Origin of the sequence: Chromobacterium piscinae (genome assembly GCF_021129175.1) — a bacterium.
Taxonomy (GTDB): domain Bacteria; phylum Pseudomonadota; class Gammaproteobacteria; order Burkholderiales; family Chromobacteriaceae; genus Chromobacterium; species Chromobacterium piscinae.
In genome coordinates this window covers 1-12,365 of record NZ_JAJOHV010000085.1, presented here as the reverse complement: position 1 = coordinate 12,365, position 12,365 = coordinate 1, and the positions used below count along the sequence as shown (strand labels likewise).

12 protein-coding genes are annotated in these 12,365 nt (G+C 60.2%); 4 read left to right on the top strand and 8 right to left on the bottom strand.

What is annotated here, in order from left to right; genetic code table 11:
• Nucleotides 1-31: 31 nt before the first annotated feature.
• Nucleotides 32-886: a glycosyltransferase family 32 protein gene (locus LQR33_RS19330; protein ID WP_166439390.1), complete on the top strand. Its 855-nt coding sequence runs from the start codon at nt 32-34 to the stop codon at nt 884-886.
• 25 nt (nt 887-911) lie between these two features.
• A complete protein-coding gene (locus LQR33_RS19325) occupies nt 912-1,136 on the top strand; it encodes a hypothetical protein (protein WP_221667602.1) in 225 nt (74 codons plus the stop codon).
• On the opposite strand, the gene LQR33_RS19320 is transcribed toward LQR33_RS19325, so the two are convergent.
• The 8 genes from LQR33_RS19320 to cysG form a co-directional block, all read right to left on the bottom strand.
• Nucleotides 1,078-2,307, bottom strand: coding sequence for an O-antigen ligase family protein (locus LQR33_RS19320; RefSeq protein WP_231470134.1), 1,230 nt, complete (start codon nt 2,305-2,307; stop codon nt 1,078-1,080). The genes LQR33_RS19325 and LQR33_RS19320 overlap by 59 nt on opposite strands.
• A 30-nt stretch (nt 2,308-2,337) precedes the next feature.
• A complete protein-coding gene (locus LQR33_RS19315; protein ID WP_166439393.1) occupies nt 2,338-3,306 on the bottom strand; it encodes an NAD-dependent epimerase in 969 nt (322 codons plus the stop codon).
• A 15-nt stretch (nt 3,307-3,321) separates the two neighbouring features.
• Entirely contained in the window at nt 3,322-4,410 is a 1,089-nt protein-coding gene (locus tag LQR33_RS19310; protein ID WP_221663948.1) for a glycosyltransferase, read from the bottom strand.
• Nucleotides 4,407-5,594, bottom strand: coding sequence for a glycosyltransferase family 4 protein (locus LQR33_RS19305; protein WP_221663949.1), 1,188 nt, complete (start codon nt 5,592-5,594; stop codon nt 4,407-4,409). Before LQR33_RS19305 ends, LQR33_RS19310 begins: the two co-directional genes overlap by 4 nt.
• A gap of 194 nt (nt 5,595-5,788) precedes the next feature.
• Complete coding sequence (ptsP, locus tag LQR33_RS19300; protein WP_231470132.1) at nt 5,789-7,528, bottom strand: phosphoenolpyruvate--protein phosphotransferase; 1,740 nt, start codon at nt 7,526-7,528, stop codon at nt 5,789-5,791.
• Between the two features lie 175 nt (nt 7,529-7,703).
• Complete coding sequence (locus LQR33_RS19295; protein WP_221663951.1) at nt 7,704-7,973, bottom strand: HPr family phosphocarrier protein; 270 nt, start codon at nt 7,971-7,973, stop codon at nt 7,704-7,706.
• Nucleotides 7,960-8,367, bottom strand: a complete 408-nt coding sequence (locus LQR33_RS19290; protein ID WP_031296747.1) for a PTS sugar transporter subunit IIA — start codon at nt 8,365-8,367, stop codon at nt 7,960-7,962. Before LQR33_RS19290 ends, LQR33_RS19295 begins: the two co-directional genes overlap by 14 nt.
• Nucleotides 8,368-8,465: 98 nt before the next feature.
• On the bottom strand, nt 8,466-9,878 hold the full coding sequence (gene cysG, locus LQR33_RS19285; protein ID WP_221663952.1) for a siroheme synthase CysG: 1,413 nt from the start codon (nt 9,876-9,878) through the stop codon (nt 8,466-8,468).
• A gap of 149 nt (nt 9,879-10,027) precedes the next feature.
• Between cysG and LQR33_RS19280 the strand changes: the two genes are divergently transcribed.
• Complete coding sequence (locus LQR33_RS19280; RefSeq protein WP_231470131.1) at nt 10,028-12,004, top strand: sensor domain-containing diguanylate cyclase; 1,977 nt, start codon at nt 10,028-10,030, stop codon at nt 12,002-12,004.
• A 34-nt stretch (nt 12,005-12,038) separates the two neighbouring features.
• A partial coding sequence (locus LQR33_RS19275; RefSeq protein ID WP_231470130.1) for a DUF3025 domain-containing protein occupies nt 12,039-12,365 on the top strand: 327 nt, incomplete at its 3' end.

Genomic DNA, 12,365 nt, shown 5'->3' with positions numbered 1-12,365 from the left:
TTTTCCAGCTCGGAAGTTTAGGAAAGTCATCATGTCGTTTTCGCGTGCAATACAAGCGATCAAGCATCATCAATCTCAAGAAATACCAACCCAAGGTATTCCCAAGCTCATACACCAGATTTACGCCGCCCCCGGCGACATCCCCCCGGATTTACAAAACAATATCAACAGCATTAAAAAAACAAATCCGGATTGGGAACATCGACTCTATGATAAAAATGACATTGAAAAGCTGATTCTTGATATTTTCGGATCCGCGGTGCTTGCCACCTGGAAACGAATAGATCCTGCCTATGGAGCCGCCAGGGCTGACTTATTTCGCTACCTGTGCCTATACCACTTCGGCGGGGTCTATCTCGACATAAAAAGCAATATTTCCAAGCCACTGAATACTCTAATTCGGCCTGACGACAGCTATCTTCTCGCACAATGGGACCACAGCGAAGGCAGCCCTCACATTGGCTGGGGATTGCATAAGGAGTTGAAACACATCCCAGGTGGTGAATACATCCAATGGTTCATCGCCTGCAGCCCTGGCCATCCTTTCATCAAAGAAGTGCTATTGCAGGTTTTAAGCAGGATCAACCGTTACAATCCAATTTTTGACAAGACAGGACAACCAGGTGTACTTCGGCTGACTGGGCCCATCGCCTACTCAAAAGCCATTCAATCAGTCCGAGACCGCTATCCTCACCGCCATTTAATTGCCGGGAAAAGTTTAGGATTCGTTTACAGTATTTACGACAAGACCGAACAGACATACCAGCATCGAAATCTGTTCGGCAAGCACTATTCGCAATTACCTCACCCAATTGTCCATGTTACCCCCTGGCGGCAGTTTTTATTTCAAACATATTGCCGCTACAGAAAGAAGCCATTTAAATAAGCTCCGCAGATCTGGATCAAACACAATGGAGGGTTTGCAACATGCTGTCCTTAGCGGCTCATTAATCGTCAAAAAGAAATATGAGCAACTTATTCCTCAAGAAGCCAAGAGGCAATATTTACAAAACGCCAAACAGCATATTGCAACCCAACAAGCAGACCGCAAAAATCAAACTAAAAAATCTTCACCACTCACCTTGCCTCACCTGCCCAGCCATCACTATCAAGCAATGGGGCCAAATAAAAGCTGATTACGATGAGCAGCAAAATTTGCATATGCGCCTGCCAGTTAAATAATATGCTATCAACCAGGCCAAAATAAAACATTCCACCCAAACTCAGAGCAATCAACGGCACCCACGCTCCCCGACGCCTCCAAGCATATAAAATGAAGCCGAGCAGCAGCGCAAACCACCCCACTACGCCTGGCCAGCCTAACGTTGAACCAATCTCCAGCGTATCATTGTGTAGATGCACGGTACGCATTCCAAGTGCAGCTGGATCAATTCGCTTTTCGACCACCAGCTCTTTCATCAGATCATCACGAGCTTGAAGAGATTGCCCACTTGGCCGTTCTTGCAAAGCTTGCCATCCGAAACTCCACAAAGAAAAACGTATGCCAAGCGAAGTCTTCATTTGGCCCTGCTCATATTGATGCAAATCGGTTTTTGCATCAGCGGCTCTCCGTACAATTTCTCCACCCGCTAAAGTCAGCCCCAATGACAAAGCGACACCCACGCCCAACAAACCTCGCCAACCGTAGCGCCAGACTGCGATAGCCGCTACAGCAAGCGGATAAGCGATCATTGCTGCACGCGTCCCCGTAACAGCCACGGATCCAAACTGTAACAACACGATGCACAATAATGCTCCCCATTGCCATCCGCGTAACCGCCCTCTCAAAGTCAGCAGCAAGGGAAGTAGATGGAACGGCACCAGCAGAAACGCCATTAAGGTTTCAACGATACCGTTCAAGGTCACCCGCGGCACCCCGCTATCGGTTTGGATACGCACCCATAATAAAGCCACCGACAGCGCAATAGAAACACACCATAGTCCCGCCAACAGCCAAGGCCGGGGCCACTTCCAGCCTCTAGGCGCCGGCCAGAGCACCGGCAACAACAACATAGGCAAACTGCATAACCATAGCTTCAACTGGTAGCTATAGCGAAAATGCACCGGATTCAAATCAATACTAATTGGTGAAGGGAACCTCCACAACCAAGCCTGCAAGATCGCCAGATACGCTAACAAAGGAGCTAGCCAAAGCCAAATTTTTTTATCATATTGCAAATGGCCGCGCCATAATCCGACAAGCAATAATAGCAATGAAGCGCCAGACAACTCATAGAATAGAGTACGCCCCATTGCGGGACTCCAGATCAGCAAACAACAAGCAACAAAAAGCGGAAAAGGAAACAAATACACTCTTAAACAGGACATGAGATACCACTACTGCTGGTAAAAGGCGCGAAACCAGTCAACAAAACGCTGCATTCCCAACTCTAACGGAGTCGAAGGAGTAAAACCCACCGCGGCCCGCAAGCGTGCCGTATCAGCATAGGTGATCGGCACATCACCATCTTGCATAGGCAAATACTCTTTTACCGCCTCTCTGCCACAGGCTCGCTCCGTAATTTCGATGAATCTCATCAATGCTACCGGCTGGTGATTGCCAATATTGAAGATAGCATGAGGTAACTCGCCAGATGGCACATGCTCCATTACCCGCACAACTCCTTCAACGATATCATCAATATACGTAAAGTCTCGCTGCATTTTTCCATGATTGAAGACTTTGATTGGACGCCCATTCAAGATAGCATCAGCAAACAGCCATGGAGCCATATCAGGACGCCCCCACGGCCCATATACAGTAAAGAAACGCAGACTGGTCGTTGGCAAACCATAAAGATGCGAGTAGCTAGCTGCCATCAATTCATTCGCACGCTTAGTGGCCGCATAGAAGCTAACTGGCAGATCAACTCGCTGATCCTCGGAGAATGGCACTTCTGTCCGGCTACCGTAAATGCTCGAAGAACCGGCAAAAACCAGATGCTTGACAGGGTATCGGCGACAAGCTTCCAATACATTGGTAAAGCCCATCAAATTGCTTTCGGCGTAAGCATGTGGGTTCTGCAAGGAGTAACGAACTCCGGCCTGTGCCGCAAGATGGATTACGTAATCGAATCTTTCCTGCGCAAACAACGTCTCCATTCCCACCCAGTCGGCAACATCCAACTTATGGAAATGAAAACCCGGCACCCCCTGCAAAGTCGCCAGCCTCGCATTTTTGAGCTCAACCGCGTAATAATCATTCAGATTATCAATGCCGAAGACTGTGACTCCAGAACGGCGCAACAACGCCTCGCATACTGCGCGGCCAATAAAGCCTGCCGCGCCAGTTACTAATATCTTCATATATCCACCCTGAGGCTATTTAGCCTCGACCCGATGATAGCTTTGCTCTGCCATCATCAGCTTTTCATAAAAATTCCGCACAAACTTGTCATCGTGAAAACGACTAACAGAGCTTTTCAGATACTGAGCCGTGGGCAAATCCATTCCATCTACAATCCTTTGCAGGCACGCCGTCAGCGCAGCCACGTCATTTGGTGAATACAGCATGCCGTTATCGCCGTCGCTCAGGATATCTCTAGGGCCACCCACGCAGCGGGCCGACACGCAAAAAACGCCTCGGGCCAAAGCCTCCACCAACACTAGGCCAAATGGCTCCTCCATCGAACACAACACCATGCAAGATGCGCGTCCGATCTCATCATGGACATAGCGCCATGGATCCTTTTGCCAACCATGCCAGATTACGCGCGGCGCGATGCCTAGACGCTCCGCATACTGCTTGCACACCTCTGCGTCCTGGCCATCCCCCACTACATGCAAGCGCCAGTCGCCCTCAAGCTTGGCGCACCCATCCAGCAACTCCTGCAAATTCTTCTGGTAGCGGAAATTGACTCTACCCACGTACACGAGTTCCGCTCCGCGCTCTGGGCGCGGAATCGTCATGTTGCTCGCACTGACTGGATTAAAAACCATGTGAACATCGCAAGCGTCAGCGCCCAACGCTTGAAACTGTTCAGCGATATCCGTGCTGATCGCTAGGTGGCTGTCCGCCAGCAACAAATACTGCTTTTTATAGCCCACGCAGGTGTGCATCCAGGACACGAGTGGCAGACGCAAACGCGACCAGCTCACTCCCCAACGCGCGATCCGACACGAAACCGGCGTGACGGCAAGCACCATGTCTGGCCGCGTCTGGCGGATTCGACGCGCCAGCGCCCAGGCGGCCAATAGTTGCTGTAGTTTGTGATTGCGCGCAGCTGTCGCCCATATCGTATGCTTCGTATCCTGCAGCCAATCGAAATTGCCGCTACCGGATCGGCCGTGAAGGAAAACCTCCGTCTCGGCTCCACACTCGCGCTCCAGCAGGCGCGCCGTCCGCGCGATCGCGGCCTCCGTTCCGCCGAAACCCGACAAAATATCGGATACGATCAGGATCTTCTTCATCGCAAATCTTCCTCTCCCGCAACGCCGCAATCAGAGCGGTCCATATCCAAGCCTTCCGCCCCCAGCACCTCGCGATAGCAGGACAACAGACGAGCGCCCATCACCTCCATGCTCAGCGGCTCCGCCGAGCGGCGCGCGGCCTCCGACAAATCCGCCCAACGGGAACGCAGGCTCAACCATTCGCCGATCTGGCTCGACAACGCAGACTCATCCAGCGCGTCGCAAACCCAACCATTCTCCCCCTGCCGGACCAGCTCGGCGCCGCCGCACTGCTTGGTGGTGAGAATAGGCAGGCCGCTGGCCAACGCCTCGATACAGACGTTGGGGAAGGGATCGTACAACGTGGGCAGAATAAAGCCATCCGCCATGCCATAGAACGGCTTGACGTCCTGTCTCGGCCCGGAGAACCGGACCCGTGACTCCATTCCCAATCGACGCGCCAAGCTGCGGTAGCGTTCGATGCGCTTGTCTCCACCCACTATCATTAAATGCGCCTCGGGCTGTTCCGCCGCCGCGCGCAACGCGCGCGCGACGCCCTTTCGATCGAACCCGGACCCGACATACAGCAGCAAAGGCGCAGACTCCGCAATCCCCCACTCCTGCCGCATCGCTTGACGGTGCGCCTGACGGAGACTCGGGTTGAATGCGTTCAGGTCGACTCCGTTGTATATCACCGCAATACGGCTTTCAGGCAAGCCGAAATAGTCGATGATCTCTCGCTTGACCATCATGGAATTGCAAATCACCAGCTTCAGCCGTGGATGAAGAAACATCTCGGACTCAGCGCGGCAAATATAGCGGTGATAAGGATTGAGCGAGAGTGACAGCCTACGCAGCCAAGACATCCGGCGCGCCCGCAGCTTCAGCCACTGTCGATGCACGCCATCGCCGGCGCGATAGACATCGCAGCCAGGAATCCGCTCATGCGACTGCACGAGATCGAAACGCTCCCTCAGCCAAATACGCTTTGCGGCTCGGGCAAAACCCCAGTCGCGCCAGACATTGCCGAGGTAGAAGGGGGAAGCCGGATGCGCGGTCACGCCCTCTAGTTTCTCCCAGCGGCGGGCGATCAGATGCAAGTCGAGCTCGCCGTGCTCGCGCAAGGCATTCAGCGCGCGGCTGACGAAACGCTCGGCCCCTCCGGCCGGATTGTATTTTTGGCGAACGATCGCTAGACGAATCATGGATACGACGACAGCCCTAAACAAAAATGATAGACACGATGCTCCTGCTCGCAGCAGAGAGTCTGACAACCGGCTCTCCGAACAAGACGGCCGGGACGGACCGGCAGCCAGATTGGCCGCAATCGGACCAGGCGGCATCAGGCGCGCTCAGTCCGGCATCGAAAACCGCTAACCGCATGATTAAAAAAGCCGGGTTAGTCACCCGGCTCTGCATTCAGCAGTTGTAACAAATCGGCTATTTTATCAGGGTCTTCTGATCTAAGCATGCGCGTCGCGATCGGCGCGATCTCGTCCAGATGGCTGGTCAGCACCCGCTGCTTGACCGACAACAGATTGGCCGGGTGCATCGAGAACTTGCGCAGGCCCATGCCCAGCAGCAGCCGCGTCAGGCGCGCATCGCCCGCCATCTCGCCGCACACCGACACCGGCAGGTTGGCCTTGATGCCGGTCTTGATGGTATGCAGGATCAGCTTCAGCACCGCCGGATGGATGGGATCGTACAAATGGCTGACGGTATCGTCGTTGCGGTCGATGGCCAGCGTATACTGGATCAGGTCGTTGGTGCCGATGGACAGGAAATCGACGTGCTTGGCCAGGCTGCCGGCCACCAGCGCCGCCGACGGGATTTCTATCATCGCGCCCACTCCGACGTCGTCGGCGTAGGCGATGCCCTCGTCGCGCAGCTCCTCTTTCGCGTACGCGAACTGGACCAGCGCCTGCTTGAGCTCCGGCAGCGAGTTCAGCATCGGAAACAGCACGCGGATCTTGCCATGCACCGAGGCGCGCAGCAGCGCGCGCAACTGGGCGCGGAACATCAAGGGCTCGGCCAGGCACAGCCGGATGCCGGTCAATCCCAGGGCCGGATTCTCCGCCTGGCAGTGATTCAGCCACTTGGGACTCTTGTCGGCGCCCAGGTCCATGGTGCGGATGGTCACCGGCATGCCCTTCATCGCCGTCGCCACGTGGCGATAGGCCTCGAATTGCTCGTCCTCGGTAGGCAGCGTGTCGCGCCCCAGAAACAGGAATTCGCTGCGGAACAGGCCGATGCCCACCACGCCGGACTCGCGCACTTCTTCCACATCCTGCGGCCGCTCGATATTGGCCAGCAGCTCGATCACCGCGCCGTCGCGGGTCACCGCGTTGGACTTGCGGATCGACGACAGCTTGCGCCGCGCGCCGCGCCAGGCCCGCTGGCGGCGGCGGTACTCGGTCAGCACCAGCGCGTCCGGGTTGATGATCACCACACCCTGCTCGCCGTCGACGATGATCATCTCATCCTCGCGGATCAGCTCCCGCGCGTGATGCAGCGCGATCACCGACGGCAAATCCAGGCTGCGGCCGAGAATGGCGGTATGCGAGGTGGCGCCGCCGACATCGGTAACGAAGGCTGCGAAGTTGGAGTCTTTGAAATAGACCATATCGGCCGGAGACAGGTCGTGCGCGACCAGGATGTGGTCGTCGACTAGGTCTTCCGGCGCCGGCAGCTGCGGCGCGTCGCCGTCCAGATTCTTGAAAATGCGTTCGATCACCTGCAGCACGTCGTTCTTGCGCTCGCGCAGGTAGTCTTCCTCAATCGCGTCGAACTGCTCGACCAGATGATCGCATTGCAGCTTCAGCGCCCATTCGGCGTTGCAATGCTGCTTCTCGATGATCTCGCGCGGCTCGCGCGAGATGGTGACGTCGCCCAGCAGCATGATGTGCAGCGACAGGAAGGCACCCAGCTCCGCCGGCGCGTTCTCCGGGATGCTGCCCCACAGCATCTCCAGTTCCTTGCGCGTAGCCTTCACCGCTTCGTCGAAACGCGTCTTTTCCGCGGGAATCTCATCGTCTTCCAGCAGATAGTGCGCGACATCGTCCATGCTGCGCGAAATCAGATGGGCCCGTCCGATGGCGATGCCGCCGCCAATGGCCACCCCGTGCAGGATGATGCTCATTTCCCCCTCCCTGGCAGGCGGGTGTTATTTTGCTGTGCCTGCCGCTGTCTCCGCCCGGAGGCCTGTCCGATCACCGCCCGCCGTCCACGTCCCGGACGGCCCGCGCATGCCGATCAGCAGCCTCAAGCGGGCTCCCTGAAAGCCGGGGAAATCCGGCCTCCCATCCCTTCGCGTCTCACTCCGCTTCGTCGAAGCGGTTGTTGATCAGCGCGATCAGCGCCTCCAGCGCCTGTTGTTCGTCATCGCCGCTGATTTCCAGCTCGATCGTGGCGCCCTTGGCCGCCGCCAGCATCATCACGCCCATGATGCTCTTGCCGTTGACGCGGCGATTGTTGCGGGAAATGAAAATATCGCTCTTGTAACGGCTGGCCAGCTGAGTGAACTTGCTTGAGGCGCGCGCGTGCAAGCCCAGCTTGTTGATGATTTCGACTTCAGATCGCAGCATTACCTTCCCCCGGGATTATATAAAGCACGCCTTCCAGGCCACCGGTGATCGCCTTGCTGACGACGATTTCCAGCGGCTGGCTGCTGTAGCACAGCGCTCGCACCACCATCGGCAGGCTGGCGCCGGCCACCGCCTCGACGCGGCCCGGCCGGATCAGCCGGCTGGCGATATTGGACGGGGTGCCGCCGTACATGTCGGTCAGCACCACCACGCCATCGCCGCCGTCCAGCCCGTCCACCAGGCCCTGCGCCTCAGCCAGCTTGCGTTCCGGGTCTTCGGTCTTGTCAACAGCCATTACCGCCAGATTATCTGGCTCTCGGCCCAGGATGTGCTTGGCGCAGTCTGCCAGGCTACGTCCCAGGTCCCCATGTGCAATTATCAGAACACCTACCATGCCCGAGTCTTCGATTTGGTGGGCCGAAACCAGTCCGGCCGTTTGATTTGAACCGCGCGGCGATGCCGGACCAACCGGCGCGCCGCGCATCCGCGAAATCAATCTTCCTGAATTGTAACAGCTGAATTCTCGCTGCGGCGGTACCAGGCCAGCTTGTCCGCCAATTCCACCACTTCTCCGACGATGATCAGCGCCGGCGACGCGATGCCGTGCGAGGCCATCAGACCGGGCAGCGTGGCCAAAGTGCCGCACACCGTGCGCTGGCGCTCGGTGGTGGCCCACTCGACCGCCGCCGCCGGCGTGGCCGCCCCGCGGCCGTTGTCGACGAAGGCCTGGCACAGCTCGGCCGCGGTGGACACCCCCATGTACACCACCACCGTCTGTTGCGGGCGGGTCAGCGCCTGCCAGTCCAGGTCGATGGTGCCATCCTGCTTGTGGCCGGTGACGAAGGTCACAGACTGCGCGTAATCGCGGTGGGTCAGCGGGATGCCTGCATAGGCGGCCGCGCCGCTGGCGGAAGTGATGCCGGGCACCACCTCGAAAGCGACGCCGCTCTCGGCCAGCGTGGCGATCTCCTCGCCGCCGCGGCCGAAGGTGAACGGATCGCCGCCCTTGAGCCTGAGCACCCGTTTGCCCTGCCGCGCCAATTCCACCAGCAGCTGGTTGATGTCGTCCTGCGGCAGCGCGTGGTTGGCGCGCGCCTTTCCGACATAGATCCGCTCGGCGTCACGCCGCACCAGCTCCAGCAGCTCCGGCGCCACCAGCTTGTCGTACAGCACCACGTCGGCCTGCTGCATCAGCCGCAGCGCACGGAAGGTCAGCAGGTCGGGGTTGCCGGGGCCGGCGCCCACCAGATAGACCGCGCCGGCGCGATCCGCGCCGCCGGCGGCGATGCGCGCTTCCATTTCGGCCCGCGCCGCCGCCTCGTCGCCGTTCATCACCGCGTCGGCCAGCGGTCCTTCCAGCACCGTTTCCCAGAAGCGGCGGCGGGCATCGACATCAGGGAAGCGCGCCTTGACCGCGTCGCGGAACGAGGCGCCGAAACGCGCCAGCCGGCCGTAACCCGCCGGGATCAGGCTTTCCAGCCGCGCGCGGATGGAGCGCGCCAGCACCGGCACGCTGCCGCCGCTGGCCACCGCCACCATCAGCGGCGAGCGGTCGATGATGGCCGGGCTGATGTAACGCGACGCTTCGGCGTCGTCCACCACGTTCACCAGGATGCCTCGCGCCTCAGCGTCGGCCGCCACGGCGCGGTTGACCTCGGCGTCGTCGGTGGCGGCCACCACCAGCCGCAAGCCGTCCAGCAACGCAGGCGAGTAGCGCCCGGAGACATGCTCCAGCTCGCCGCTTTCGGCCAAATCGGCCAGCTCGGGCGCCAGCTCCGGCGCGACCACCCGCAACGAAGCGCCGGCCGCCAACAGCAGCCGGGTCTTACGCAAAGCCACCTCTCCGCCGCCCACCACCAGGCAGCGCTGCTGCCGCAGCTTGAGAAATATCGGGAAAAACTCCATGCCACACTCCATGCCAGGGGGCGATTGCCGCCTTGTCCGCGCGCCGCGCGCCAGGCGCGCCAATATCGTCCAAGCATACTGTATTTGTTGCATAAATACGACGCTAAACCGCGGCAAAGCCGACTCATACGGGGGCCGAGGGTTCGCTGATGTCAAAATTCCCGTTTCGATTCGCCGCCGTCGCCGTGGAGCGCAGTTTGATTCCCCGTACCTTTGTCCGCCAATCGGCCATTTCCGCCCTGCTGTGCCTGCCGCTGCTGCTATCCGCGCTGGCGACCGACCAGCGCGCGCTGCTGCTGGGTCAAACCGGCTGGCTGGCCGCGCTGTGCTGCGGCGCGCTGTGGCTGTACGGCCGGAATCAGCGGCGCAAGGCTCGCGCCACCCTGCAGGATGCCTGCCTGGGGTTGCTGGAATTCGATCTGGCGCAGCAGTACGTGCGCGGCAGCGTCCACACCCTGCAACGGCTGCTGGGGCTGCCCGCCCATACCCGCGGCATGAACTGCGCGCGCTGGCTGATGCTGCTGCATCCCGAAGACCGCCAGCTGTTCTCCAATCTGCTTCAGCACCCGCCGGGCACGCCGGAAACCGGCTACGAAATGCGGATCCGCCACCACAGCGGCCATTGGGAATGGCTGGAAATGAATTTGCAGCCCACCTGGCGCCATGGCAAGGTGCAGCAGCTGACGGCGATCTGCCGCGTGATCACCGCGCGCAAGCACGACGAAGCCGCGATGCAGCAGCGCGAGCAGCAGTTCCGCACCCTGGTGGAAAACGCCGAGGACATCATCGCCCGCTACGATCTGGAACTGCGTTGCCTGTTCATCAACCGCAGCGTCAGCCGCTTCTCCGAGCTGCCGCTGGAAGAGCACCTGGGCAAGACGCCGCGCCAGAAGGGCTGGTCGGACGAGGCCAGCGCCCGCTTCGAGCAGGAATGCCAGCTGCTGATCAACAACTGGGAAGCGCGCCGCTTCGAGTTGGAACTGCAGCATGGCCAGCAGCGCCACATCTTCGAGATCCGCCTGTTCCCCGAGTTCGACAAGGCCGGCATGCTCAAGTCCATCCTGTCGGTGGATCGCGACGTCACCGCCACCCGCCAGGGCGAGCGGCTGCTGGCCAAGGAAAACGAGGTGCTGGAAATGATCGCCGGCAACCACCCGCTGCCGCAAACCCTTGAACAGATCTGCCAGATGATGGAGTCGCAGCAGCCCGGCGCGATGTGCGCCGTGCTGCTGCTGGAAGAGGACGGCCAGTCGCTGCGCTTCGCCGCCGGCCTCAGCCTGCCGCCGGCCTACCGCAAGCTATCCGAGCGCGTGATGGTCGGCCCCAGCGTCGGCTCCTGCGGCACCGCCGCCCACTGGAAGCGCACCATCGTCGTCGACGACATCCTGAACAGCCCGCTATGGGCGCACGCGCTGCACAAGGTGCAGCCATTCGGCCTGCGCGCCTGCTGGTCCATGCCCATTTTCTCCAGCGACCGCCAGCTGCTGGGCACGCTGGCCACCTACTACCGCGAGCCGCGCAGCCCGTCCCAGGAAGAGCTAGCGCTGGCCCAGCGTATCACCCGCATCATCGCCATCGCGCTGCAGCGCGACGGCCACGAAAAGCAGCTGTACCGGCTGGCCACCCAGGACGGGCTGACCGAGTTGAACAACCGCCGCCAGTTCATCGAACTGGCCGACCGCGAGATCGAGCGCAGCCGCCGCCACGGCGGCCGGATGAGCGTGCTGATGATGGACCTGGACCGTTTCAAGGACATCAACGACCACTACGGCCACGCCATCGGCGACGAAGTGATACGCCATTTCTCCCAGGTCTGCCGCGAAGTGCTGCGCGCCAGCGACCTGTGCGGCCGCCTGGGCGGCGAGGAATTCGCCGCGGTGCTGCCGGACACCAGCCTCGACGACGCGCGCCAAGTGGCGGAGCGCCTGCGCGGCCTCGCCTCCTCCGCCAGGCTGGCCACCGTCACCGGCACGCTGGGCTACACCGTCAGCATCGGCGTCGCCGAGCGCCGCGCCGATGAAACCGACATCGATGAAGTGCTGGGCCGCGCCGACAAGCAGCTGTACCAGGCCAAACGCGAAGGCCGCAACCGCGTCAGCGGCGCGGCGCTCGCCCATTCGGGCTAGAATGCCGGCTTCAACCGCTCATCTCCGCTTGACCGTGAACCGCTGGCATACCGATTACCTGCCCCATCCGCTGTACCGCCCGGCGCGGCGCTTCGTCCCTCCCTTAGCCGATTGGCCCGACCAGGCCGGCTACGATGCGCTGCTGGACCGCGCTCGCGCCGCCGGCGCGCCGCTGCCGGCCGGCCTGCGCTTCGTCTGCGAACTGGAGCCGGGCGCCTATTACGAAATGCACATCGGCGCCACCGGCGAAGTCCCCACCCGCGCGCGAAACTGGCATGACTGGTTCAACGCGCTGGCCTGGCTGGCCTGGCCGCGCGCCAAGGCGGCGCTGAACCGCCGCCACGTCCGCGCGATCGCGCGC